The following is a 25,405-nucleotide window of genomic DNA, read 5'->3' on the forward strand; positions in this document are numbered from 1 at the left end:
AATATATTTACTTTGAAGCAGCATATGCTACGAAATTATTCAGCTGATTCAGTAGAAGCGTTGTCGCCTTCCACTACATCAACGATTTCTTCGATTGAAGTGGCTTGTCCGCCATCTTCAGCTACGAAGTCTTCTTCAGCTACTTGATCTTCACCTTGGTTACCTTCGATGAACGCATCAGCCATTTTAGCAGTGATCAATTTCACGGCACGAATCGCATCATCGTTTGAAGGGATTACTACGTCGATTTCATCTGGGTCGCAGTTTGTATCAACCATAGCAACGATTGGAATGTTTAATTTGTGTGCTTCTTGAACAGCGATACGTTCTTTACGAGGATCAACGATATACATAACATCAGGGATGCGAGGCATATCAGCGATACCGCCTAAGAATTTTTCTAAACGTTCACGTTCTTTATTCAAACCAACAACTTCTTTTTTAGGCAATACTTCAAAAGTACCGTCTTGTTCCATTGCATTGATTTGTTTCAAACGAGCAATACGTTTTTGGATAGTGTCCCAGTTAGTTAAAGTTCCGCCTAACCAACGGTGGTTTACATAGTATTGACCAGCGCGGACAGCTTCTTCTTTGATTGCTTCTTGAGCTTGTTTTTTTGTACCTACGAACAATGCAACGCCGCCGTCTTCAGCAACATCTTTCATGTAGTCGTAAGCTGCATCTACTAATTTGACTGTTTTTTGCAAGTCAATGATGTAGATTCCGTTTCTTTCTGTGAAGATATATTTCTTCATTTTTGGGTTCCAGCGACGTGTTTGGTGACCAAAGTGTACGCCGGCTTCTAGTAATTGTTTCATAGACAATACTGACATTTGTGTTTCCTCCAATTGGTTTTTTGTTTTCCTCTCCTGCTCTCTTCTTTATAAGGAACTGACAAAGCAGCACCGCCTTACAAATCAAGTCAGAATGTGGATTTTATGTGCATAGTCGCCCACACACAATTAGTAATTATACAAGACTCTTTTTGATAAATCAATCTTTTTTATTTAGTACTCCATGAATTAATATTTATAAAGGAATACTGCTTAAAAAAGCTTTTTCTGCTATACTGAGTGCATAATTATCATTTTATCGATGCTCTTTTCTAAAGTTTTTTTCTGAACATCCCTCTTCTTGCGGCTTATAGGCTGCTGGAGCTGGAAAGCTTTAGAAACGTTCCTTCATTACATATAACTAAGGAGTTTTTTTATGCGCAAAAAAGACCGACATGAATTAATTAAAAAAATCATTACAGAAAATCCTATTCGCAATCAAAATGAATTGATGGATCACCTGCAGCACCACCAGGTTTCAGCGACTCAAGCGACTATTTCGCGTGATATCCGCGATCTAAAAATCGTAAAGACCATTGATGAATCTGGAAAGCCGCGTTTTGAATTGTTTCAAGAACAACAGGTTTCTACGGATGATGACGACATCAAACGGTTGATTCGGATGACCACAGAAGTCATCGTCAAAGTCGATACGGTTCAATTCATGACGATCGTCAGCACATTGCCAGACAATGCGCACTTGTTAGCTTCCGTATTAGACGACCTTTCTAGTGAGTTGATCGTCGCAACGATGGCCAGCTTCGACACGATCATTATTATTTCTAGAACCGCTGAAGACGCTCAACAAGTCACTGCTTTTTTACAAGATCCGACAAACACCTCCATTTTTAGTTAAATCAAATGGACCATTATTTTAGACAACTACGTGACAAAAAAAGCCAAACGACTTTTTACTTTCAAGTTAGAAAGAAAAAGAGTGTTTGGCTTTTTTATTCGTTCATCATTCATTTTAACGATACTATCTCATCTGGAGAGAGAAAAAATTACATTTTATTTGGGGCATGGACACCTAATAGACGAAGGTCTTCTTTCAAAATGACAGTCACCGCGTGTACCAATGCAAGCCGTGCCTCTCTTTGATCGTCTTCTACTAGAATTTTTGTGTGAGCGTAGTATTTATTAAATGCTTGAGCCAATCGAATCGAGTGCTTTGCGATCACGGATGGTTCGTATTGGTCCGCCGCTTGCATGACTACTTCTGGATAGCTTTGCAGCAGCTTGATGATTTCCCAGCTATCTTTATCATTCAAGGCATAAACAGCCTCCGTATCAATGGCGAAGTTTCCTTTTTCCAAAACAGTCATTGCACGCGCATGTGTGTATTGTACGTATGGGCCTGTTTCCCCTTCAAAACGAACCACTTCTTCCAAACTGAAGTCGAAGTTGTTCAAGCGGTCATTCTTTAAGTCGTGGAAAATCACAGCACCAACGCCCACTTGGTGTGCCACTTCCTCTTTATTTGGAAGATCCGGATTTTTTTCTTGAATTTGGTTCAAAGCAAGACTATTTGCTTCATTCAGCACTTCTTCTAATAGAACGATCTTGCCTTTACGGGTAGATAATTTTTTGCCATCCTTAGTGATCAAACCAAATGGTACATGGATCATTTCATCTGACCAATCAAAATCCATTTCTTTTAAAACAGCCTTTAATTGTTTAAAATGACCACTTTGTTCATTTCCCACTACATAGAGGGACTTAACAAAATTGTATTCACGTTTACGGTAAAGAGCAGCTGCCAAGTCACGCGTAATGTACAACGTCGCGCCATCTGATTTTTTGATCAAGGCTGGATTCAAGTCATATTTTTCAAGGTCTACGATTTCTGCCCCTTCATTGGTTTGCAGCAGGTGCTTTTCTTCCAGCATCGTTACAACTTCATCCATCTTATCGTTGTAGAAAGCTTCTCCATTGTAAGAATCAAAATCAACTTCCAGCATTCCGTAGATCTTATTAAATTCCTTTAGCGACTCGCTGCGGAACCATGTCCATAAATCTAATGCTTCTTCGTCGTTTTCTTCTAATTTTTTGAACCAAGCGCGAGCTTCATCGTTTAGTTCGGGCTCTTCTTCTGCTTTTTCGTGGAATTCTACATATAGACGCAGCAATTCATTGATCGGTTCAGCTTTCACTTTCTCCTCAGAACCCCATTTTTTATAGGCTACGATCAATTTACCGAATTGTGTGCCCCAGTCACCAAGGTGATTGATTTTGATTGGGTTATACCCGATCTTGCCCAAGATCAAACTGATGGAATTTCCGATCACAGTGGAGCGCAAGTGTCCCATTGAAATAGGTTTAGCGATATTTGGAGAAGACATATCGATCGTTACGTTGCCTTCATTTCCAATATTGCTGTCCCCAAAATGATGTGCTTCTTTTGCGATTTGTTTCAAGACCATGCTTGAAATAACTTCCTTTTTCATAAAGAAGTTTAGATACGGACCTACGACCTCAATTTTTTCAAAAGCATCAGGATTGATTTGCTCAGCTAGCTCTGCCGCAATTTGCTGCGGCGCTTTACGAAATGCTTTTGCCAAGGCAAATGTTGGAAATGCCACATCTCCGTGGTCAACTGATTTAGGATTTTCCAATAAACGTTCTACTTCCGGCAACGTGAGATTTTCTTTCACTACTTCAAAAACAGCTTGTGCGACGATTTCTTTATTATTCATCCAAAATTCCCCCTAATATATTCTGTATGCTTGGATTTATTCACAAAAATAAGTCTGGATCGATCATTAAGACATCGTATTCGTTAACCATTCAAAGTGATGCTCACAAAAAAAGTCCCTGATGTATAAAATACATCAGAGACGAGAATTCCCGCGGTACCACTCTTATTGTCGCATGCGACCAGCTTAGGCTATAACGGTAGCTGCCGTTTCATCTCAAAAGTGCGCCCTCTATTTTTGTCTATTCGGCTCCCACCTACCCGAACTCGCTGAAAAACAGACCATAGACTTCTCTTTTTTCATTGATGAATGATTTATCTGGCATTCATATTAACAGAAAAATCGTCATCTGACTAGTCGAGAGGGAGATTTTATGCTTTAGGAATAAATAGATTTCCTAAAGTGGCAGCCATCACCGCTTTGATGGTATGCATTCGATTTTCAGCTTGTTGAAATTGGTAGGCCTTCTTTCCGCGAAAGACTTCGTCCGTCACTTCCATTTCAGCCAACCCGTAGTTTTCTTTGATTTCTTTTGCTACTTCGGTTTCTATATCATGAAACGCTGGCAAACAATGCAGAAAAATCGTTTCTGCTTTTTGTGTTTTTTCCATCAGTTCTTGATTGACTTGATACGGCAGCAATAACTCAATACGCTCCTCAAAGGCCTCTTCCTCACCCATGGATACCCAAACATCCGTGTAAATAATATCTGCTTGTGCCACGCCCTGATCTGTATCAGCCGTGACAAGAACTTTCGCTCCCGATGCTTCGGCATACTGCTCAGCAAGATGAATCAATTGTTGTTCAGGAAATAGCTTCTCTGGTGTGACGATCGAGATATTCACCCCTAAGATCGCACTGGTGATCAGCAGTGAATTTGCGACATTGTTGCGCCCATCGCCTACATAAGCCAGCGTCAATCCTTCTAATGTGCCAAAATGTTCTTTTATCGTTAAGAAGTCAGCCAGCATTTGCGTCGGGTGCCACTCGTCCGTCAATCCATTCCATACCGGGACGCCTGAATGTTCGGCTAATGCTTCCACCGCCTCCTGAGAGAAGCCGCGGTACTCGATCCCATCAAACATACTTCCTAAAACCTTCGCCGTATCTTCGACGGACTCTTTCTTCCCTAATTGGATATCATTTTTCCCTAAATATTCAGGATGCGCGCCTAAGTCGATAGCAGCTGTTGTGAAGGCGGCACGTGTTCGTGTGGATGTTTTTTCAAACAATAAGGCAATGTTCTTTCCCGCTAAATAAGTGTGCGGCAAATTCTTTTGCTTCAATTCTTTTAAATGTGCGGCGAAATCAATCAAGTAGAGCAATTCATCTTTAGTAAAATCAATCTCTTTCAAAAAGCTTTTCCCTTGAAAAATATTTTCCATCTTAACTCCTCCATTTTTGAATATTCATTCGATATCATCTGATAAATATTATTTTTATTCATGATAACTGAATAAATATGAAATTACAACCACATTCTGAGCATCTTCCATAAAAAAAGCCTCCTCAAGCATTTTTGAGGAAGCCTTACTTCTATTTCACTTGTGACAGTTTGATTCGATTTAATTTACAGGTCACTGCACTTGCAACAACGCCGCCATTCAAATTAATTGCGGTGCGTCCCATGTCAATCAGCGGTTCTACCGCAATAAAGACGCCTACCAGACCAACTGGCAGTCCCAGCGCAGACAAAGAGATGATGGTCGCGACTGTCCCGCCGCCCCCAGTTCCTGCTATCCCAAAAGAGGTCATAGCGATAATAAAACCCGCGTAAAGTAAGAATTGCGGTGATAATGGGTTGATTCCTTGGGTCATAGCGACGATCGCGATAATGATCCCAGGGTATACCCCCGCACATCCGTTCATCCCCATTGATGTCGCAAAAGAGGCAGCTAAACTAGAGACGCCCCGCGGAATGTGCAATTCGTCCTGCATTTCGATATTCATGGGCATGGACCCTGCACTCGAAGCGGTAATAAAAGCAAAAGAAAGCACTGGAAATGCTTTGGTCAAATAACGGACCGGCGGCAATCCGCAAATCGTTAAAATGACTAATTGAATCAAGAAGATGACCAGCATTCCGATATACGAAACCGCGAAAAATTTCGCCAACTTTAACACCGCCGAAACATCGTTATTAACGATCGTTGCGGTCATGATCGTTAGAACGGCATAAGGTGCGTAGGAAATAAACAAGCGTACGACAGACATGATGATCTCATAGGCACTATCCAGAATGTCTTTGAATAATTGTGCTTCCTTAACCTTTTTATCTTTGATCTTCAAATAGGCAATTCCTAAGAAGAACGCGAATATCACAACGCCCAAGGTCGCACTCGCACGTTGTCCTGTCAAATCAAAGAACGGGTTCGACGGAAAAATAGCGATAATTTTTTGAGGCATCGTCAATGTCTGATCCCCACCAGACACATAACTTTTTTGGAGCTCGTTCGCTGAATGCAACGCTGTTTGAGAAATATTGAAGGAATTGCCATCGATCCCTGAAAAATAGCCCGTTGCAATCCCGACCATTCCGGCAATTCCCGCAGTCACGATCAAAGTGCCAATAATTGATAGTCCGACTTTTAAGACATTCGTTTTGATTTCAATTTTCGTAAATGCCAAAAGTACACAGACAAAAATTAGGGGCACTGCGATCATTTGCAGCAGTTTTACATAGACACTGCCGATAATTCCAATCCAGTCGGAGAAAATTATCCCCTCTGCTTTTGACAAGAGCTGATTGAAGACCAACCCTAAAATAATTCCGATAGCTAAAGCGAGAACTACACGCTTTGAAAATGACCATTTTAATTTTTTAAATAGATCAACCCGTATAACGAAGCAAACACGATAAGAAAAGATACTGTTAGTAACACCTAATCACTCCATTTCAATTGTTTTGAGAAAGATCACCGATCTTTTGGTTGAGTTCCCGTACGATGGAGAGAAAATTAAGCGATTTCATTTATTAAGTGATTATTTTCACATTAATAGCGAATGAAATTCGTAAATAATTCTTTACATCCAGGAGAACTCTGAGCTTTTGAGCGAATCAAATTCATAGTCGTCGTAAATTCATAGTTTCTCCTCCATTCCGAATCGTCTCATTTGCAAAAAACAGTATAAATTCATAACAACTGTTCCACAATTAAGATAAAAGAATTTTCATAAAAATGCACACCTTTTTTTCGACGTTGAAACTATAGAAAAAAAGAATTTTCAGCTTTTCAGATTATTCATAACCGAACTTCTTATAGTGGAAATGGCTTTCTACTAATGAAAAAGTCAGTTCAATCATTCGCTTATAAAAATGCGGTTGTTTGTGAAAGAGAAATTTTCGTCCGAAAAAAAATTAGCTTTTTGAAAATAAGCAAATGGCTTTCATTTTAAGCGAATCAGCCACTCCTCTATCTATAAAAAAAGCCAAACCTGTTTTTACTTTTCAAATCGAAAGTAAAAAACGGTTTGGCTTTACATTTGTAAAGTATTTTTTAAAAAGACTTTTCATTTGAACTTCACTGACTGATTTTTTCTCTATTGAAAGACTAGAGGGACTGCCTGCTCCTTGATCCAAATCCTTTTCTATGGAAAAGCTTGACTTAGAAAATCTAGATATGCTGAAAAGCCAAACTTGGATTGGCATTCAAGCTCATCCCAGCAAAGTGATGTTTTTGTAATTCCACATGTGCTGCGGCACCAATCATCGCGGCGTTGTCACCACATAAGCGCAGCGGCGGCACGATCAATTTCACATCGGGCAGCTCTTTCTCAATCGCCGCAGCCATCTGCTCGCGAAGGCCTTTATTCGCCGCAACGCCACCAGCTACAATCAATTGCTTGACTGGGTACGTTTTGCAGGCTCTGATCGTTTTTGAAACAAGCACCTCCACCACACTTGCTTGAAAGCTTGCTGCTAGATTTTGATGATCCAGCACTTCGCCGCGTTGTTCTGCATTGTGAGTCAAATTGATAAATGCACTTTTCAACCCGCTAAAGCTGAAATCAAAATTATCTTCCTTCAGCATTGCACGGGGGAAGTCATAGGTGTCTTCTCCTTGATGCGCCAATTCATCTATTTCTTTTCCGCTCGGATAACTTAATCCTAGTACACGCCCTACTTTATCGTAGGCTTCCCCAGCAGCATCATCGCGTGTTTCACCAATGATCTCAAAAGACCCGTCTTCCTTCATATAGACAAGCTCGGTATGTCCTCCGCTAACAAGCAAAGCCATCAAAGGAAACACCAGTGGTTCGACCAAACGGGCAGCATAAATGTGTCCCGCCATGTGATTGATCGGCAGCAAAGGCAAGCCATTTGCCCAAGCAAAAGCTTTCGCTGCACTTAATCCGATCAACAGCGCGCCGACTAGCCCTGGTCCATAAGTAACCGCTACGGCTCGAAGGTCGCTCGCTTCAACGCCTGCTTCACTCAGCGCTTCTTCGATACAAATCGTAATCTGCTCCACGTGATGCCGGCTGGCAACTTCAGGCACGACACCGCCAAAACGTTTGTGACTTTTTATTTGCGAAGCCACAATATTTGATAGAATGGTTTCGCCATTTTCAATCACTGCGACACTGGTTTCGTCACAGCTGCTCTCGATCGCTAGAATCAATTCCGTTTCATTCATCTGCATTTCCTACTTTCAAAGCCATCAGCACCGCATCCTCTTGGGGGTGCTGATAATAATTTTTGCGCTTTCCTATTTCTTGAAAGCCAAATGTTTCATAAAAAAGACGCGCCTCTTGGTTCGAAGCACGCACCTCTAAAAAAATACTCGCTATATTTTCTGCTGCTGCGTGGGTGATCAGGCGTGTCATCAAGCGACGTCCGAGACCTTGACCTTTTACTTTCGCAGCAATATTGGTAATCTCGATTTCATCACACACCTGGTGAAAGCCCAAGAATGCGAGGACTTCCGTTCCTTCAGTAAAATAATGGCTATGAGGTTGCATCATATCACTGACAAATTGGTCTGCTGACCACGGCGAATCAAATGTATAGGCCGCCTGGCTGATTTCCCAATATACGTTTGCTAACTCGTTCATCTTTATCCCACTTCCAACCGCTTGATCATATCCAGCGCATCTTCATTATTCTCGGTGTAATAGTTTCTGCGAATGTTCCGGGCAGAAAAACCCAACCGACGATACAATCGCTGCGCATCTGTATTGCTTAAACGCACCTCCAGCGAGAGTGTTTCACAATCGTTCATTATAGCGAATTTTTCTACTTCGTCAATCAACAGCATTCCGATCCCGCGATTTTGAAAAGATGTTCCAACTGCGATGTTTGTAATATGCGTATCATTTCCGATCAATCGGCTGCCGATAAAGCCGGCAAGCTCCTCTTTCTTCGTTACAATACAAATATATAGATGTGGGATCGGTGAGTGTATCTCTGACAGAAATGCACTTTTCGTCCATGGCGTCTCGCCAAAATAAACATCTCGCTCCAAGGCAATCAGCTCTTTGATGTCCTGGTCGTTAATTTTTCGCAGCAGGTATTCCTCCTCCTTCAACTTCACGTACTTTGAAGTAAAAGGATATTGTTTCCCGTACAAAATCGTCTTAACGAACCCGCTAAATTTTTTCAACATAGTCCTCATCCTCAGGTTGATGTGTCTCTAGCCATTTTTCTTCCGCCTCCACGCGCTTCAGATATTCTGGTACCAATCCATGAATATCGTCAACGGGTTTTGCGAGAAAGCCTAATTTTCCAAGTACGATCCCGCTTGGAAGATTTTGCTCGTCTGCTTCAGAAACCTCCGCAGTCGGCCATGCGGCGTTAATTTCTTGTTTAAACTTAGCTGTCTCACCGACAAAAAATGCCGGTTCCTGAATCTTCTGTAATAATTCCGTCAATGACATATGCTGATCCGCCATAACAGAGACTAATTTTCCTTGTTCCCAGCGATAGGCGCCTGCGTACACGTTGTTCCGGCGGGCGTCGATCAGAGGAATGATCACTTTTTCAGTTTGAACATTTCCTGCGATAACTGACAGACTCGACACAGTCGTCAACTGGATTTTCAATGTTTCTGCCAGTGTTTTCGCAGTCGTTACCGCGATTCGGATACCTGTGTAAGAACCTGGTCCCTTTGCTACAACGATTCGATCCAAATCAGCGGGCGTCAGTCCACTTGCCTGCATGACCGATTCGATCGCTGGCATCAAAGTCAAGCTGTGATTCATTTTTCGGTTCAATTGAAAGTGTGCCAGTACTTTCTCGTCCTCTAAGACCGCTACGGCTAATGTTTGATTCGATGTATCCATCGCTAGTAATTTCATAAAAGTTCATTTCCTCGCATTTAAGATAGCCATATTTTAACACAAACCCGATTTGCTTTCCTTAGATTTTTAAACAGCAAAAAACATTTGAAAAGTCTTTTAATAAAAAACTTTACAAATGAAAAGCCAAACAGCTATTTTACTTTCTAAAAAGATAGTAAAAAGGCGTTTGACTTTCCATTTGTAATAGCCATTTCGTTGAAGCAAATTTGATGAAACGCTAGTTGGTCGAATCTCGTTGAATCAGCTTTGTCCCCAGCATGATCTTTCTTGGGACAGGCGCACCCTCTCTAGCTAACTCCAAGACGGTCATTACCGCCAATTCCCCCATCCACTCTGTCTCTACCTTCACCGTCGACAACGCGGGAGAAACATACTTTGCAACACTGACATCGTTGAACCCGATCACCGAGATGTCCTCTGGGACCCGCAGTCCAAATTCTTGGATCGCTTGCATCGCCCCTACAGCCAGAGCGTCACTTGAAGCAAACAAGGCATTTGGAAACTCTTGGTTGTCAGCTAAAAAAGTCGTCATCGCGGCTTTTCCAGCTTCCATTGAAAAGGCGGCCGTCATCGTAAATTCCGGCTTGTACAAATTGATTTGCTGCATCTTTGTTTTAAATGCACGCAGCCGCGGGTCCTCGATCGGCTGAAAATGATGCTTGGTCTGCTCTTCGCCAGAAAGAATACCGATTTTCTGATGCCCGCGTTGGACAAATGAATCAATCACCAGATCCACGCTTTGATCAAAATCGACGACGAGCGAATTGAGTCCTTGACTCATTCCATCGAAATCCACAAACAATAAATTCTCATCTAAATTCTTCAACTGTCGTATCTGCTCTGCATCAAACTTTCCCAGAGCGATCGTTCCCGTAACCTGAGCATCTGATAATTCTGTCAGCGCCTCTCGCCGAATCTGAATGTTTAATTCTTCGGCTTTTTTTTCGATGCCTAATCGAATGGATAAATAATAAAGATCCGCAAGCTCTTCGGCCTCATCGTACCACTGGACCAGCCGAATCACCGATTTGCTTATTTTGTTGGCGCGTTTGTGCTTGGTATAGTTCAATTCCTCCGCCACCTCAAAGATACGCTGCTTCGTTTCGTGAGCGACGGATAATTCTTGATCGTAATTTAATACACGGGAAACGGTGGCCGGTGACACACCAGCCAGCTTTGCAATATCTCGAATAGTTGCCATCGCGGCTCCCTTCTACAACGTATTGATAAAGCGGGTAAATCCTTCTTGTCCTTCAACGTCTCGTTTAAAGACACCCGCATCTTCTAATACACGGGCGAACGCAGCGCCAACTGCTTTTTGAACGACTTCTGTAACATTTTCTTGGGTGATCGTATTGACGCGTTTTAATTCATCCGCCCACGCCACGTGATACTCGGCGATTTCATTCGCCTCATTTAATAAATACTTTTCTACTTCTTTAAGCTCTGGTTCCAGACGTGGCGGCAACACAGCAAGACCCATCACTTCAATCAATCCGACGTTTTCCTTCTTGATGTGCTGTACATCAGGATGCGGGTGGAAAATCCCCTCTGGATATTCCTCAGAAACATTGTTGTCCCGCAAAACCAAATCGATTTCAAAAAGCCCCTCTTTTCGGCGCGCGATCGGAGTAATCGTATGATGCGGCGTGCCATCTTCTGATGCTGCTGTAATCTGCAAGGCATCATCCGAATACGCTTGCCACTTCTCAAAAATCATTTGAGCGGCTTCAACTAAGTCACGCTGGCTCTTCCCTTGCAAACGGATCACAGACATTGGCCACTTGACGATCCCTGCCGTAACAGTTGGAAAAGCTGACAATTCAATCGTCCGTTCCATCTCAGCCACCGCCATAGGGAATGTGTGACGTCCGCCTTGGTAATGGTCATGAGAGAGGATCGATCCTCCAACGATTGGCAGGTCGGCATTTGATCCCACAAAATAATGAGGCAGGACTTCTGTAATTTTTAACAATCGCTGGAAGGTCGCCTTTGTGATTTTCATCGGGCGGTGTTCTTCTGACAAAATGATGCAGTGTTCGTCATAATAAGCGTACGGCGAATATTGGAATCCCCAGCTTTCGCCATCGAGATTCATTCGAATGATCCGGTGATTGGTTCGTGCCGGGTAGTTCAATCGGCCCTTGTAGCCTTCATTTTCCATACACAGCATGCATTCCGGATACCCGACTTTCTTCAGCTTCCGTTCCGCGGCGATCCATTTTGGGTCTTTTTCTGGTTTTGACAAATTGATCGTGATCTCTAGCTCGCCATATTCCGTTTTCGCAGGAAAAATGATGTTCCGCGCGATCTCCCGCGTTTTGATGTAGTCGTTGTCTTTGCTGAGTTTAAAGAAATAATCTGTCGCTTGGACAGGATCTTTCGAATAATACTGAGCAAAATACGCATTCACGACAGACGGCGGCGGTGTCATCAGGTCCATCAATTGTGCCTCTAGCATATCTCGCTCCGCCTGATGGTCTGTGATTACTTGATTGTTCTCTGCTTGGATCAGCAGGCGATCGACTAGCGCAACAGCGCTTGTTGAAACACTGCGAAGTTCCGCTTTGGCAAGGGACTCCTCACCGATCATGGCGATGACACGGTTTTCTAAATAGTAACGATCCATCTCCATCCATCCGCCTGACTGAATAGCTAATGTGGTAAAATCTCTAATTGTTTGACTGATCGACACGTGACTTCCTCCTAGTCTTCATAGCCATGTGGATGACTGACATGCCAGTTCCACGCTGTCTCAATGATCGCTTTGATATCTGTATATTCTGGATTCCAGCCCAATGTTTCTTTGACTTTCTCGCTTGAAGCCACCAAACGACTTGGATCTCCTGCTCGACGTGGACCAACCTCCGCGGCAATTTCTTTTCCGGTCACTTCGCGAGCGGCATCCAACATTTCTTTGACAGAATAGCCATTGTTTGAACCGAGGTTGAAGAAATTACTTGGATTTCCAGCGTTTAAGTATTCTAACGCTAAAATATGAGCAGCCGCTAAATCTTCTACTTGCACATAGTCACGGATACACGTACCGTCCGGCGTATCATAATCCTCGCCAAAGATCGTCAAATGGTCTCTCTGGCCCAATGCCACCTGTAAAATGATCGGTACTAAATGCGTTTCCGGGTCATGGTCTTCACCAATGCTTGCATCGGCTTTTGCGCCAGCGACGTTGAAATAGCGTAATGCCACATACCGCATCCCATAGGCGTTGTCGCACCATTTCATCATTTTTTCCATCATCAGCTTGCTTTCGCCATAAGGGTTGGTTGGATTTGTGGCTACTTCTTCTGTGATCGGTGAGACACCGGGTTCACCATAGGTCGCTGCTGTAGAAGAAAAGACGATGTTTTTCACTTCGAATTCTTCCATCACTTCCAATAAGCTTTCCATGCCCACCACATTGTTGTTAAAATATTTCAATGGCTTTTCCACTGACTCGCCAACTAACGAGCTTGCGGCAAAATGAACGACCCCTTCGATCGATTCTTTCGTAAAAACGTCTCGCATAAACGTCTTGTCGCGACAATCACCTTCATAGAATGTTGCTTTTGGATGGACTGCCTTGCGATGCCCCGTTAATAAATTATCTACTACGACAACCTCATAATTTTGAGAAACCAGCTTATCCACTGTATGAGAACCGATGTATCCTGCACCGCCTAAAACTAAAATTGCCATTTGATCGTCTCCTGTCATTTTTATTTAGTAAACAAATTATAGTTTGTTTACTAAATAAATGCAAGTGAATCTCCCATTCATTAAACTTTCTATTTTTTTGATTTTGCTTCATAATGGAGGTATGGAAGAAGACGTTCTCTTTTGTTAAAAGAGCGCTGGCTTTTTTGATTCTTTAGAGGCTTCTTTAGAGATTTTTCTCGGTAAAAGAACCTGATCGAAAACGACAGTTTATGAACGTCTAATGTGAAAAGCAAATGTATTTCTCTGTGGGAAGTACATTCCTTATAACTGAGAAAGGAGTGATGAAACGATGCGTAAATTTGCTTCAGGATTCGTTACTGGTACTTTTGCTGCGGCGGCAGTAGTTGCAGGCGTGGTGATGGGTGTGAAAAAGAAAGTGATCGACCCGATCGAAGAAAAAGAAACAAAAATCGATGAAAATCGTAAAAAAGCACGTAGAAAACGGATCGCTCGTTAAAAAAAAGAAAGCCAAATCGGCTTTCTTTTTTCTATTTATAGATTGATCGTGTGATGCGATTCGCTAATTTGAAAATGCGGTCGTCGCTTTTAGGACGCGGCGAGGTCGCATTCAGCCAGTCCAAGCCTTCCAACGGGATGCCGTAGCAATAAATACAAGGCATGACCCGCCCGCTTTGAGTGATGAGTTGATGTGTCTGGCGTTGAACCTTGATCGCTCCGGTCGGATGGTCTTTCCCGTCAAAGCTTATTTGATGTGGCGCCGAATAGCCTTTTTCACGCATTTGGATCAGCAGCGGATTTTTCGTGCGTGTGAAGCTCGTTGCAGGCAACCGCGCCTCGATCAAGCTGCTTCCGACAAACGTCCGCTCAGGGTCTTTCTTACTGTAGGTAATAAATTTTTTGTTCTTTCTTTCCACGACCATCTCAGGCGCTAAAAATGTCACCACGCCTGCTTCCACCAATGCCAATAACTGCTTTTGGCGAATCACGGGCGCACCGATCGTCAAGAAACTGTAGTTCCGATTGAAGCGGCCGAAAAATTCTTCATAGTAGTCCTTTGGTGAAAATCTTTCTTGATCCAGCATATCGTTGAAGGGCTCCTGCACTTCTTTGTACGTATCTATCGCCTTGGCGATGGCGCCTGTTTCATTGCCCAACTCCGCTTCTTCAATGTCTTTTTTTAAATAGGTTTGGATATACGCTGGAAATTCTGTCGCTGAGACTTCTTTTGCCGGATCAAAAAGCGAGGACCAGTCCAATCGAAGCGCATCAGGAATTTGATACTTCGTTAAAACCGCTTCCCGATCGCCTTTGCGGTATTCCCGTAAAAAGGTTGTTTCATCGATTGCCGTGTCGGTTAATTTTATTTCATAATACGCCAATTCGGCTTCTTTTCGTAATAAATCAACCAGAGCCTCCACGCCGCCGTCAAAGTCTTCCATGAACGGTTGAGTCAATAGCTGCGGCTGCGCATCTTCGCCAGGCTCCTTTTGATTATCGGGACGCGCATGGTAAGGCAACCCTCTGCCTGAACCAACGATCAGCTGCTGCTCTTTTCCCGTAGGTTCATAGTTCAATCCCGTTTCTTCTTCAATGAAGCGGCCGCCCCATTTAGCAACAAATAAAGCAATATAATCAAAAAAGCTTAATCCTAACCCTCGAAGGATCACACAATCACTTGTGGGAAGCTCTTCAAGCGGGGTGTCGGAGGGATTCCCCGGTTCTTGGTAAAAGAGTCCGTGTGCTTGCGCGTAGGTTTTATTTTCCGCCTCCTCCTCATTGAGAGAATTTGCGGAATGTCCCGTTGCCAGGACCACATCCGAGACGTGATAGACGCGATCTGCTGTCAACGAAATCCCCGTCTCCTCCTCAGTCAGATCAAGCACCCGCTCTTTGATCAAAGTAACCGTAACATTTTCTGGTAAATGCTTCTGTTGCTGGTCGAAAAACCAGCTTTGGTAGACACCATAGTACCGCCGTTGGCAATAGTCATTCTTTCCAAGTGCCCTCTCTGCTGAAAAAGAGTCCTCTTGATCAAAAGAAGAGAGATACTCCGGCGCTTCTGTCTTGTTCCACTCTGCTAAATTTGGGCCTTCGTCTTCAGAAAACAAGGTGACATGCTGCATGACGGTATTCATGATTACTTGATCACTTTGATTTTTGCGCCAGATATTTCCTCCGGGGCCATCAGGATCAAATAGCAGCAGTTCTACTTTTTCTTCTTTGGGTGCTTGCTTGATCAGACGGTCCAAAACGATCAAGCCGTAAGGGCCTGCCCCGATAATTGCGATTCTTTTCATACACATTCCTCATTTTTCGATAGATTCCTTTCTTTTAGAGTAGTGAAAAATGGGGAAATAAGCAAATTAAAAAAGCTTCTGATGACGGAATCATCAGAAGCTGCATGACTTATTTTAATACCCAGCGCTCAAATGCTTCTTTCACGCCGTCTTCCAAATTCGTTGCTACTGTGTAATCCGCAGCGGCCTTCACCGTCTCACTGGCATTTCCCATCGCCACGCCCGTGCCGGCGAATTCGATCATGGATAGATCATTCTCTGCATCCCCGATGGCCATCACTTCTGAAGGCTCAAGGCCTAAATGTTCACTCAACTCTTTCAATGCCATGCCTTTGCTGGCATTTGCATTCAATACTTCAATGAAATACGGCGTGCTTCGAACGATCGTATATTTTTCAAATAATTCTTTTGGAATTTTTTTGAAGGCCTCGCCTAAAATCTCTGGATCATCGATCATCATCATTTTTACGGCCAGCACGTTCTTCGCGATTTCTTCAGGTGTCCGATAATGAAGCGGCATATTTACTAAATACGACTCTAAAATCGTGTAAGGACTGATGTCGCGGTTGGCTGTGTACATCGACTCTTTATCTGCAAGATGCAAATGCACATCGAGTGACCGTGCCAGGCAGTCAATTTCCAAATAATCTTCTCGCGTTAAATTGTGTTCAGCTACCACATCCCAAGTATTGGTGTTCAATACTAGCGCACCATTATAGGTAATGATGTAATCATCCAGCTGATTTAGTCCTAGAACTTCGAGTTGCGCTCTTGTACCGGATAACGGGCGGCCGGTTGAAAGAACGACATAAATCCCTGCTTCTCGAGCTGCCTTGATGCTCGCCACTACAGGCTGATTGATCTCGTGGTGGTCATTCAGCAATGTTCCGTCTAAATCTATCGCAACCAATTTTATACTCATAATTCTCTCCTAACCTGTTAATAAATTGTCCGCAGTGCTTTTTACAGACATTTATTTGATGTTTCTATACAGCAAACTTTTCAAGATACTTACATGAGAAGTTTCTCAACTTCCATAATAAGCATAAAACAATGCCTCGTCAATTGAATCAGCCGTATCCTCTACCACTGATAAACGTGAAAAAACGGCTGGACACTTGGTCAGCCGTTTGTTGTTAATCCACTTTTTTCTGTTTCACTTTCCCAGTCCACTCTTGAATACCGCCTTTAAGAATGTACAGATCTGTGTATCCTTTTTTGCGAAGCAGATTTGCCGCACGGGCACTGACTGCTTTGTTTTGATCATAAATATAGATCGGTTGATCCTTTCGCAAAGAGGCATACGTTTCTTTAAACATACTGAATGGGAAGCTGCGCGCGCCTAAAATATGCTTTGCGTTGAATTCATCTCGTTCACGGACATCAATGATTTGCGCTTTACGCATTCCTGCTTGAAATTCTTCTTGCGTGATGATTTTTGCGGAACGTCGCATCATGATTCGAACGACCAGCTCATACAGACCAAATAAAACAAGTACCGCGATTAATACGATATTGATTTTCCACCAAATTGACATAACTTGATTCCCCTCTACCCTTTTATCTATTTAGCTAATGAAGCAGCGCCGATAACTCCGGCTTCATTGCCCAATTCTGCTAACTTGATTTTCGTGCTTTCACGAACCTGCGGGAACGTGAACTCTTTGAAATAGTTCTCTACGCGGCTGCGCAAGAATTCGCCTGCCGCAGAAACGCCGCCGCCGATAACGATCGTTGATGGGTTCAGTGTATTTCCAAGATTCCCACAAGCCAGACCTAGATAAAATGTCACTTTATCAACGACCATTAATGCAAGGTCATCGCCCTCTTTTTCAGCCAACTCGAAAACATCTTTACTTGTAATGTCTTCCCCATTGTCTAGACGCGCTTTTAATTGTGAGCCGCCTGCGTATTCCTCCGCCAATTGACGTGCTACACGTACCACGCCGGTTGCGCTTGCTACAGTTTCCAGACAGCCGCGCTTGCCACACGTACACTCAAAACCGTTAGGGTCCACTGTGACGTGTCCGATCTCACCGGCACAGCCAGCGATTCCGTGAAGCAATTGACCGTTCATAACGATCCCGCCGCCAACACCTGTTCCTAATGTGATGAAGATTACGTCAGGTTCGTTGTCGCCAGCGCCTTTCCAGCGTTCGCCCAATGCTGCCACATTGGCGTCATTGTCGATACTGAATTTGATCTTTGTTCCTTTTTCGATTTCACGTTTCACTTGCTGCAAGGTGGTCCAGTTCAAATTATAGGCACCGATGACTGTTCCCGCCTCGATATCGACGCTGCCGGGTGTGCCCATGCCGATCCCTTCAAATTGCTCTGGTGTCATTCCATATAAAGACAAATGATGGTTGATTGAATCAATGATGTTCGGCACGATATGCGAACCGTCATCTAAAATGTTTGTCTCAATACTCCATTTTTGCTGAATTTCGCCAGCTTCTGTTAAGATAGCGAATTTTACGGTTGTCCCGCCTAGGTCAATACCTAATAATTTTTTATCCACTCTAGTCACCTTCTCGACTTTCTTCAATGTGATGTTCTCGTTTTAAAATGGCCCAACCTCGTAAATACGTGTCACGATCAATCACGCGACTTTCATATAAATTTTTTAATTCGATCTGCATCAATTCAATATCGTAGATCCGCTTGCCTACGTAAACATAGATCCCGAATTGTTTTAGCAGCTGCTGCACATCGTATAAACTTTCCATCAAACCACATCCCTAATATTATACAGAAAAATCTTCCTTTTTTATAGTCCGATTTTTATTTTCCTTGTTTCTTTCTTCTTAAAGGACAATTCCTGTTCCATTTTATAGCATTGTGTCCTCCCTCGCAAATCGAAGCCTGCTCATTCCTCCAGCATCGCTGCCAATTTGACGATCGTCCTCCAATTTCGTGCGGTCAGATCGTTCGATAGACGATGCAATCTTGACACCAATTTTGAAAAACGAATACTCTTTTCTGTTAAATAATAGCCATCCTTCGCTGCAATCACCACAGTTTCCCCCACGTCTGTCAGCGTTTGATTTCCCATGTCTGACCCGGAAAAATAAACATAGAGATGGGCTACCTTTGGATCTGTACTTTCCGCTGCCGCGATCTCTTTTTTTGTAAAGGGGAGCTTTTGTACCAGCGAAGACATTTCTTCCGCTCTGCGATAAATGACAGGTACAGAAAAACCGAACCGTTCTAAAAAGCCTTCGCTCACGTCCTCTGAAATTTTTTCCAATTCACTGTCACTGGAAAAGACGATATTCCCGCTTTGGATATAGCTGCGAACGTCTTTGAAGCCCAGCTCTAAGAACAGTTCTCTCAGTTCCTGCATCTTGACACTATTTTTCCCGCCTACGTTGATTCCGCGAAACAATGCTAGATATCTCATACACTACGCCTTCTTTCATAAAAAAAGCGGACATTTCTGCCCGCCAGTCCTCATAGAAATAGATTAAATTTTCTTAGCCCGAAAAAGACAAACAGGACGATCGCAAAAATGAAGAACATCCCGGACGTCACCCGTGCTCGAGTAGAAAAACGGTCTTGGGCGTGTGGCACAGCAACAGCCCAGCCTGTCAGCGCCCCTCCGATGATTCCTCCTAGATGTCCCCAAATATCGATCGTTGAATCAAATAACCCGAAGACGAGGTTCATCAAAATAAACAAAGCAAATTGCCGTGTTAGTGCTTGAACGGCTCCGTTGTCGCGATAGTGCATTCCGATAACCAAAAAAGCACCAAACAAACCAAAGATCGCCGTGCTCGCGCCGCCTGACAAGGTGGTCGGCTGATTGAAGGCGAAGCTTGCAAAGTTCCCCATCACGCCGCTCAACAGGTAAACGATCGCGAAACGGACATGACCAAAAATCGCTTCACATTGCTGACCCATATAATAGAGGACGACCCCATTCAAAGCAAAATGCGTCAAGCCGAAATGGATGAACATCGGGGTCACAAACCGCCAATATTGATGCTGGAAAACGATGGACGGGGAAAACATCCCCAATTGATTTTCGATCGCTAATCCAGGCAGCAGGTATTGCATTAAAAAAACAACCGTATTGATTGCAAAAAGGGTATACATTACATAAGGTTTCTCTCTTTTCATATACCAACCTCTCTCATTTTGTGATTCTCAATGGAACGAACTAGGCAAGAAATAATTGCTGAATGGGCTGATCGAAGGACTCGGTCTGCCACTCTTCCATCAATTGCTCCGCAAAGACGAAGCTGCACGTCTTTCCTGTATACTCCGCCAAATACCGATCATAGTACCCGCCGCCGAAGCCAATTCGATACCCCTCCCGATTGAATACTAGCCCGGGAACGATCAATAGATCCAGCTCATGAGATTCCGCGACCGCGTCGTGCGCGGGTTCATCAACACCGAAATTGGTCGTGTAAAAGGACGAATCTGACGTAATCCAGTGAAAGACCATTTCACCTTTAGGCAAAGACTTTGGAACAGCGACTCGTTTCCCCGCTTCAAGCGCCCGTTGGATCACTAGCGCGGTAGGAAACTCAAAGGGTGTCGCCATCGTGACCCCGATACTGTTGGCCGTTTTCCAACTGTCGCTGCGGAAAAACTGCTCGTAGATCCGCTCGATTTGCGCCTGTCTTTCTTCCTTCGTCGCAAGGACCTGCAAACGTGTGATAGCACGCTGCCGAAGTTTTTCTTTTTCCATTCATTCACCTTCTTATCTAGAAATACTAACAAACTCAGCACAAAATAAAAAGGGGATTACACCCCTTTAACAAAATCACTAGAAATTTGCCGTGCGATCGTCAAGCCGGCGATCGCATTCACATGCAAATGATCCCCGCTGTCAAACATTGGATTTAGCTGGCCTTGACCGTTTTCAACCATGCTTGAATAATCCCACACATCGGTATAATTTGCCAACAACCAGCGATTGATCTCTTGGCGCACCGCTTCTTTTCTTTGATCCATTCCAGGATACCCTAAGCAGGGCATCAAGGTGCATAGCTGATACGCGCAATTTTGCTCCTGACAAAGCTGAATCAAATCACCGATCCCTTTTTGGAAGGAAGCCAGCGTGAGCGCGCCATTGATCAAGTCGTTTATCCCTATGGACAAAATCACTTTACTTACATTCCGATGACTCGCCAAACTAGCACGCAACCGCTGCATCGCGGCGAACCCGTAAAACAGCCGCTGCGTTTCCGTTGTGGGCTGATCGCTGGCCGCCTCCAGCAAGCGACTGCCGTTGATTCCTTGATTGACGAGAAAAATATTCTGCTTTCGCAACGTGCGCTGCAAGGGCGTCGTCCAAGTTGCCCCCTCGGTCAAGGAATCCCCCAAGGCAAGGACACAGGTGCCTTCGACCACTGCTTCGATTGCCGCGAGTCCTGAACAAAAATCGGCTGTCTCAGGACTTGCTAAAAAGTCCGCGTCGATTGCCGGAAAGCCGCTCTCACTCCTGTTCGTTCGATAATGAAGCTGCCATTTTCTTGCTGAAGAGTCGATCGTCACGGGCGCTGTCGTCACTACTTCACCAGGGGAAAGAGAAAAATCAGGAATACGCTGCTGCTCATTGGTGATCACCGTCAGCTCTTGAATCTGCTGGGTATGACTGCCATAGGTATTCGCAAACACAAAACGAAGGCTCTTTACTGGAGCAACTTGCCGCAACGTTAAACGAACCGCTCTTTCTGATGGGCTGTGTCCGGCAATCCCGCGATGTGCATGACTCCATATCGTCGTCCAATTCATCTGAATTCTCCTTACTTGCTCTTTTTCAGCAATTGTATAATAAAATACGGCGCACCGATCAATGAAACGATGATCCCTGCGGCCATCTCGCCATTGGATAGCAGGACTCGTGCTAAGACATCACTGAACAGCAATAAAATCCCGCCGATCAAAGCGGCCATCATCAAGGTTTGATTGTTTTTCCTTCCCGTCAACTGACGGGCGATGTGAGGCGCGATCAATCCGATAAAGCTGATACTTCCAGCAACAGAGACACTTACCGCTGCCAAACAAACCCCACAGACTAAAAAGAACAATTGGGTCCGTTTTAATTTGACGCCTAATCCGACAGCGATGTCATCCCCCAGCTCCAAAACCTCCAACGAACGCCCTTTTAACAGGATCAAAGGAATCAAAATGATTAGCCACGGGAGCAATAAAAACACATGATGCCAGGTGGTTCCCCAGATCGTCCCCGCAAGCCACGCCGTTACAAATTGATAATTGTCCTTCGAGACACGGATCGTTCCGATCACCGTCAATGCCGAGATCCCAGCATTGACAGCCACCCCTGACAGCAGCAGCCGATTCGGTGTGACTCTTTCCGACTGTCTGCCGAAATAATACACCAGCGCAGTCGCGAGAAAGCTTCCTCCACAGGCAATCACTGGCAGGTACCAGCGACTTTCTCCAGTCGCAAAAAAGCCTAGATAAATCAAAACCGTCAACCCCGCTCCGGCATTGATCCCTAAAATCCCCGGGTCTGCCAACTCGTTGTGGGTGATGGTCTGAAAGATGTATCCCGACACAGCCAGCCCCATACCCGCTAAGATCGAAACCAGCAGTCGAGGAAAACGAAAATCAAAAATAATCAGCTGCCGACTTGGCGAAGCCGTCCCTTGAAACGCCTGCAAGAGATCCGTCACCGTCAGAGGAATCGTTCCCACCACAAGACTTAAAACAATCCCCGTAACAAGCAGAAGAAACAAGCTTAGCCATCCTATTCTTTTCCTCATAAGCTTCCCCTTCTAATTTGTAAAAGTAAAAACGGCACGCCGATGATCGTAATGATCACACCCGTTGGCGTTTCCAAAGGAGGAGCGATCAATCGAGAAAAGCTGTCCGCGACTACAAAAAAGAGTGCGCCGAACAACCCCGAAGCTGGAATGACGTACCGATAATCGTGTCCGACAAAATAACGGACAACATGAGGAACGATCAACCCGATAAAACTGATCGTTCCGACTAACGCCACCGAGCTTCCTGCCAACAATAGAACCAGCAGCATGCTCAACTGACGGATACGACTTGGTTTTTTTCCCAAGGAGATCGCCGTTTCATCCCCCATACTCAACAAGGTAACTTGAGGACTGATGGCAAAAGCTCCGAGAATCCCGATCAAAATCAATGGAAAAATCGTCTGCAGCTGCGGCCATGTAAGATTGGCGGTCCCTCCGATAAACCAAAAGGTCATATCCTGATTCAAATCAAACAACAAGCTGATGCTTTGACTGATCGCCGCAAAGAAAGAACTCAGTGCGGCTCCCAGCAACACGATCTTGATCGGCGACAACCCGAAGGAGACTCTGGAAGAAACAAGATAGATCAGCACGATCGAAACAGAGGCACCAATAAAGGAACCGATCACGCCAGCAGCAGGAGAAGGATTGCCAGTGATCGCAAAGACCAATGCCAGCCCCAAGCCTGCACCTGAATTGATCCCCAGCAAGCCTGAATCCGCAATCGGGTTGGAGGTGATCCCCTGGATCAACGCGCCTGAGATCGCAAAGGCCGCTCCAACCAGCACCGCTCCGATCATTCGCGGCAAACGCAGATAACGAACCAGCTGTTCTCCTTGGTTACTCGGATCAAATTGAAACAACGCCTGTGTGACATCTGACCATTTGCTGGTGACTGCGCCATACCGTAAAGACAAAAACATCGCGGCGAGAAGCACGATCACTACAATTGGAAAAAAATACTGTCGTTTAGTCATCCCTCAATGCTCCTTTACTAGATCATAAGCGATCACTAACGGTTTATCACTATTGGGCAGCGTCGCGAAGGTCGCTTGGATATCAAAAAGATTGAGCAATGTGTCCGCCGTGAACATCTCTTTTGGGGTTCCTTGAAAGACCAGCTCCCCCTTCTTCATTCCTAATAAATAATCAGAAAAACGCGAAGCATGATTTAAATCATGGATCGTCATCAAGATCGTTTTTCCTTGACGATTGATTTCCTGCAGCAATTCTAAAATCTCTAATTGATGCGCCGGATCTAAAAAGGTGATCGGCTCATCCAAAATCAAGATATCTGTGTCTTGAGCCAGCGCCATCGCGATCCAGACGCGCTGCTGCTGCCCGCCGGACAAGGTGGTCAGCGTCCGGTCTTTTAGATCCATTAAATTAGTCGCCTTCAACGCCCAAGCAATCAATTGATGGTCCTGTTCCTTTAAGCCTGAGAAGCCCTTTTGATAAGGAAACCTGCCATAAGCGACGATCTCCTCGACAGTCAATCCGCTGATTTGATTGGTACTTTGTGACAAGGATGCTATTTTTTGAGCAACCGTTTTGGTATCCAATCGTTGAACGTTCTCCCCATCAATAAACACCTCTCCCTTCGCTGGTTCGAGAATTCGCGCCAACGCTTTCAAGAAAGTTGATTTTCCACTTCCATTCGGGCCAATAAGACTGGTGATCTGCCCTTTCGGTATTTCCACTGTGATATCGTTCACAACAATTTTTTTGTCGTAGCCGATTGAAAGATCAGTTGTCTGTAAGTTTGTCATAGATCTTCCTCATTTCTCTGATAATCGTTCTCAATTATGACGCTATTTTCCACCATCGTCAACTGTCTATTAAAGAAAAATGAGTGTTGACACCCTTTGTGCTTTCGGTAATAATGTTAATTGAGAATATTTCTCAATTAAATTTGAAGGAGTTTTCAAATGTATAAAAAAATCGTTTTAGGAACTGTTTCGCTTCTCGCACTATTCAGTTTAGCTGCTTGTGGGCAAAGCAGCGACAGTAAAGATAGCACAACTGACGTTCGGACCCTGACCGATGCGCAAGATCATAAGGTAGAAATTCCCAAGAAACCAAAAAAAATCATCGCTTCGTACCTCGAGGATTATCTTGTGGCGCTGGATGAAAAGCCGGTGGCTCAATGGACCGTTGGCGAAGGACGGATTCAGCACTATCTACAGGATGACCTGAAAGGCATTCCCACTATCAACTATGACCTGCCCTATGAAGATGTTTTAAAATTTGAACCTGATCTATTGTTGATTGGTTCCAATGGGTCTCTTGAAGGCGGAAAATACAAAGAATACGCCAAAATCGCCCCAACCTATGTCGTAAAAAATGGCGACAACGTGACTTGGCGTGACCAATTGGAAGACATCGGGAACGTTTTAGATAAAAAGGACCAAGCGAAAGAAGTAGAGAAAAACTACGATGCCCTTGTCACTAAAACCAAAGACGAGCTGAAGGATAAGATCGAAGGCAAATCGGCGGCAGTTTTATGGGTGACCAACAACTCCGCATTCATGGTGGCTGATACACGTTCAAGCGGGCAGCTGCTTTACAAGGAATTAGGCTTTGAGGTGCCCAAGCTGACAAAAGACGTAAGTGAAAAAGCCACCGCTGACTTTTCGCAAGTTTCCTTAGAAAGCCTCTCGCAACTAGATGCCGACTATCTCTTCTTAGTCAACAGCGATTCCGGTGCAGCTATGTTCAAAGACCCTCTGTGGGAAAACATTCCGGCTGTCAAAAACAAGCAGCTATTTGAATTTGATGGCAATTCCAGCTGGTTATACAACGGGCCTATCGCCTATACCAAAATGGTTGAAAACATTCGTGATACCTTAAAATAA

At 44.2% G+C, this 25,405-nt stretch carries 26 protein-coding genes; 3 read left to right on the top strand and 23 right to left on the bottom strand.

The features are described from left to right. Nucleotides 1–35 precede the first annotated feature (35 nt). Entirely contained in the window at nucleotides 36–833 is a 798-nt protein-coding gene (gene rpsB, locus IGI66_RS09150) for a 30S ribosomal protein S2 (protein ID WP_010780359.1), read from the bottom strand. A gap of 376 nt (nucleotides 834–1,209) precedes the next feature. Between rpsB and IGI66_RS09155 the strand changes: the two genes are divergently transcribed. After that, the gene (locus IGI66_RS09155; protein ID WP_010780358.1) at nucleotides 1,210–1,689 is read left to right on the top strand and encodes an arginine repressor; all 480 of its coding nucleotides are present in this window, start codon (nucleotides 1,210–1,212) and stop codon (nucleotides 1,687–1,689) included. 148 nt (nucleotides 1,690–1,837) lie between these two features. Here the strand turns inward: IGI66_RS09155 and argS are convergent, their stop codons facing one another. The 10 genes from argS to galE form a co-directional block, all read right to left on the bottom strand. Further along, complete coding sequence (argS, locus tag IGI66_RS09160; RefSeq protein ID WP_288226486.1) at nucleotides 1,838–3,529, bottom strand: arginine--tRNA ligase; 1,692 nt, start codon at nucleotides 3,527–3,529, stop codon at nucleotides 1,838–1,840. 371 nt (nucleotides 3,530–3,900) lie between these two features. Then, nucleotides 3,901–4,914 (bottom strand): ornithine carbamoyltransferase, encoded by a 1,014-nt coding sequence (gene argF, locus IGI66_RS09165; protein ID WP_438848636.1) that lies wholly within the window; start codon nucleotides 4,912–4,914, stop codon nucleotides 3,901–3,903. 151 nt (nucleotides 4,915–5,065) lie between these two features. Next, nucleotides 5,066–6,286, bottom strand: a complete 1,221-nt coding sequence (locus IGI66_RS09170; protein WP_438848638.1) for a cation:dicarboxylate symporter family transporter — start codon at nucleotides 6,284–6,286, stop codon at nucleotides 5,066–5,068. A gap of 857 nt (nucleotides 6,287–7,143) precedes the next feature. Beyond that, complete coding sequence (tsaD, locus tag IGI66_RS09175) at nucleotides 7,144–8,166, bottom strand: tRNA (adenosine(37)-N6)-threonylcarbamoyltransferase complex transferase subunit TsaD (protein WP_010780355.1); 1,023 nt, start codon at nucleotides 8,164–8,166, stop codon at nucleotides 7,144–7,146. Continuing rightward, complete coding sequence (gene rimI, locus IGI66_RS09180) at nucleotides 8,159–8,584, bottom strand: ribosomal protein S18-alanine N-acetyltransferase (RefSeq protein WP_438848640.1); 426 nt, start codon at nucleotides 8,582–8,584, stop codon at nucleotides 8,159–8,161. Before rimI (IGI66_RS09180) ends, tsaD begins: the two co-directional genes overlap by 8 nt. A 2-nt stretch (nucleotides 8,585–8,586) precedes the next feature. Further along, nucleotides 8,587–9,135, bottom strand: coding sequence for a ribosomal protein S18-alanine N-acetyltransferase (gene rimI / locus IGI66_RS09185; protein WP_010780353.1), 549 nt, complete (start codon nucleotides 9,133–9,135; stop codon nucleotides 8,587–8,589). Then, nucleotides 9,119–9,826, bottom strand: coding sequence for a tRNA (adenosine(37)-N6)-threonylcarbamoyltransferase complex dimerization subunit type 1 TsaB (gene tsaB / locus IGI66_RS09190; RefSeq protein ID WP_438848643.1), 708 nt, complete (start codon nucleotides 9,824–9,826; stop codon nucleotides 9,119–9,121). The genes rimI (IGI66_RS09185) and tsaB overlap by 17 nt, the downstream gene beginning before the upstream one ends. Nucleotides 9,827–10,046: 220 nt before the next feature. Then, entirely contained in the window at nucleotides 10,047–11,030 is a 984-nt protein-coding gene (locus IGI66_RS09195) for a LacI family DNA-binding transcriptional regulator (RefSeq protein WP_288226493.1), read from the bottom strand. A 12-nt stretch (nucleotides 11,031–11,042) separates the two neighbouring features. Further along, nucleotides 11,043–12,524 (bottom strand): UDP-glucose--hexose-1-phosphate uridylyltransferase, encoded by a 1,482-nt coding sequence (gene galT, locus IGI66_RS09200; RefSeq protein ID WP_438848645.1) that lies wholly within the window; start codon nucleotides 12,522–12,524, stop codon nucleotides 11,043–11,045. 11 nt (nucleotides 12,525–12,535) lie between these two features. Further along, nucleotides 12,536–13,525: a UDP-glucose 4-epimerase GalE gene (galE, locus tag IGI66_RS09205; protein WP_438848647.1), complete on the bottom strand. Its 990-nt coding sequence runs from the start codon at nucleotides 13,523–13,525 to the stop codon at nucleotides 12,536–12,538. A 310-nt stretch (nucleotides 13,526–13,835) separates the two neighbouring features. Between galE and IGI66_RS09210 the strand changes: the two genes are divergently transcribed. After that, nucleotides 13,836–14,003, top strand: a complete 168-nt coding sequence (locus IGI66_RS09210) for a DUF3042 family protein (protein ID WP_010780348.1) — start codon at nucleotides 13,836–13,838, stop codon at nucleotides 14,001–14,003. Nucleotides 14,004–14,034: 31 nt separating this feature from the next. Here the strand turns inward: IGI66_RS09210 and IGI66_RS09215 are convergent, their stop codons facing one another. From IGI66_RS09215 to IGI66_RS09270, 12 genes are all read right to left on the bottom strand, one after another. Then, nucleotides 14,035–15,804, bottom strand: a complete 1,770-nt coding sequence (locus tag IGI66_RS09215; RefSeq protein WP_438848649.1) for an FAD/NAD(P)-binding protein — start codon at nucleotides 15,802–15,804, stop codon at nucleotides 14,035–14,037. A 109-nt stretch (nucleotides 15,805–15,913) separates the two neighbouring features. Further along, nucleotides 15,914–16,726 carry a sugar-phosphatase gene (gene yidA, locus IGI66_RS09220; protein ID WP_086303569.1) on the bottom strand — a complete coding sequence of 271 codons (813 nt, stop codon included), beginning with the start codon at nucleotides 16,724–16,726 and terminating at the stop codon, nucleotides 15,914–15,916. A gap of 214 nt (nucleotides 16,727–16,940) precedes the next feature. Next, nucleotides 16,941–17,342, bottom strand: coding sequence for a rhodanese-like domain-containing protein (locus IGI66_RS09225; protein ID WP_010780345.1), 402 nt, complete (start codon nucleotides 17,340–17,342; stop codon nucleotides 16,941–16,943). A gap of 26 nt (nucleotides 17,343–17,368) precedes the next feature. After that, nucleotides 17,369–18,325 (bottom strand): ROK family glucokinase, encoded by a 957-nt coding sequence (locus tag IGI66_RS09230; protein ID WP_086303568.1) that lies wholly within the window; start codon nucleotides 18,323–18,325, stop codon nucleotides 17,369–17,371. Between the two features lies 1 nt (nucleotide 18,326). Continuing rightward, nucleotides 18,327–18,533, bottom strand: a complete 207-nt coding sequence (locus IGI66_RS09235; RefSeq protein WP_010780343.1) for a YqgQ family protein — start codon at nucleotides 18,531–18,533, stop codon at nucleotides 18,327–18,329. 140 nt (nucleotides 18,534–18,673) lie between these two features. Continuing rightward, nucleotides 18,674–19,207, bottom strand: a complete 534-nt coding sequence (locus IGI66_RS09240; RefSeq protein ID WP_438848652.1) for a DUF1697 domain-containing protein — start codon at nucleotides 19,205–19,207, stop codon at nucleotides 18,674–18,676. Between the two features lie 50 nt (nucleotides 19,208–19,257). Next, on the bottom strand, nucleotides 19,258–19,926 hold the full coding sequence (locus tag IGI66_RS09245; protein WP_010780340.1) for a rhomboid family intramembrane serine protease: 669 nt from the start codon (nucleotides 19,924–19,926) through the stop codon (nucleotides 19,258–19,260). A gap of 40 nt (nucleotides 19,927–19,966) precedes the next feature. After that, nucleotides 19,967–20,503 carry a 5-formyltetrahydrofolate cyclo-ligase gene (locus IGI66_RS09250; RefSeq protein WP_438848655.1) on the bottom strand — a complete coding sequence of 179 codons (537 nt, stop codon included), beginning with the start codon at nucleotides 20,501–20,503 and terminating at the stop codon, nucleotides 19,967–19,969. A 56-nt stretch (nucleotides 20,504–20,559) separates the two neighbouring features. Beyond that, complete coding sequence (locus IGI66_RS09255) at nucleotides 20,560–21,552, bottom strand: GDSL-type esterase/lipase family protein (protein ID WP_438848657.1); 993 nt, start codon at nucleotides 21,550–21,552, stop codon at nucleotides 20,560–20,562. Nucleotides 21,553–21,563: 11 nt separating this feature from the next. Further along, the gene (locus tag IGI66_RS09260; RefSeq protein ID WP_438848659.1) at nucleotides 21,564–22,547 is read right to left on the bottom strand and encodes a FecCD family ABC transporter permease; all 984 of its coding nucleotides are present in this window, start codon (nucleotides 22,545–22,547) and stop codon (nucleotides 21,564–21,566) included. Then, nucleotides 22,544–23,527: a FecCD family ABC transporter permease gene (locus tag IGI66_RS09265; protein ID WP_010780336.1), complete on the bottom strand. Its 984-nt coding sequence runs from the start codon at nucleotides 23,525–23,527 to the stop codon at nucleotides 22,544–22,546. The genes IGI66_RS09260 and IGI66_RS09265 overlap by 4 nt, the downstream gene beginning before the upstream one ends. A 3-nt stretch (nucleotides 23,528–23,530) precedes the next feature. Further along, nucleotides 23,531–24,319 (bottom strand): ABC transporter ATP-binding protein, encoded by a 789-nt coding sequence (locus IGI66_RS09270; RefSeq protein WP_314579038.1) that lies wholly within the window; start codon nucleotides 24,317–24,319, stop codon nucleotides 23,531–23,533. 159 nt (nucleotides 24,320–24,478) lie between these two features. Here IGI66_RS09270 and IGI66_RS09275 point away from each other — a divergent pair, with 159 nt between their 5' ends. Further along, on the top strand, nucleotides 24,479–25,405 hold the full coding sequence (locus IGI66_RS09275) for an ABC transporter substrate-binding protein (protein WP_288226234.1): 927 nt from the start codon (nucleotides 24,479–24,481) through the stop codon (nucleotides 25,403–25,405).

This window comes from Enterococcus sp. AZ048 (genome assembly GCF_051715125.1).
In the GTDB taxonomy this organism is placed as follows: Bacteria; Bacillota; Bacilli; order Lactobacillales; family Enterococcaceae; genus Enterococcus_A; species Enterococcus_A gilvus.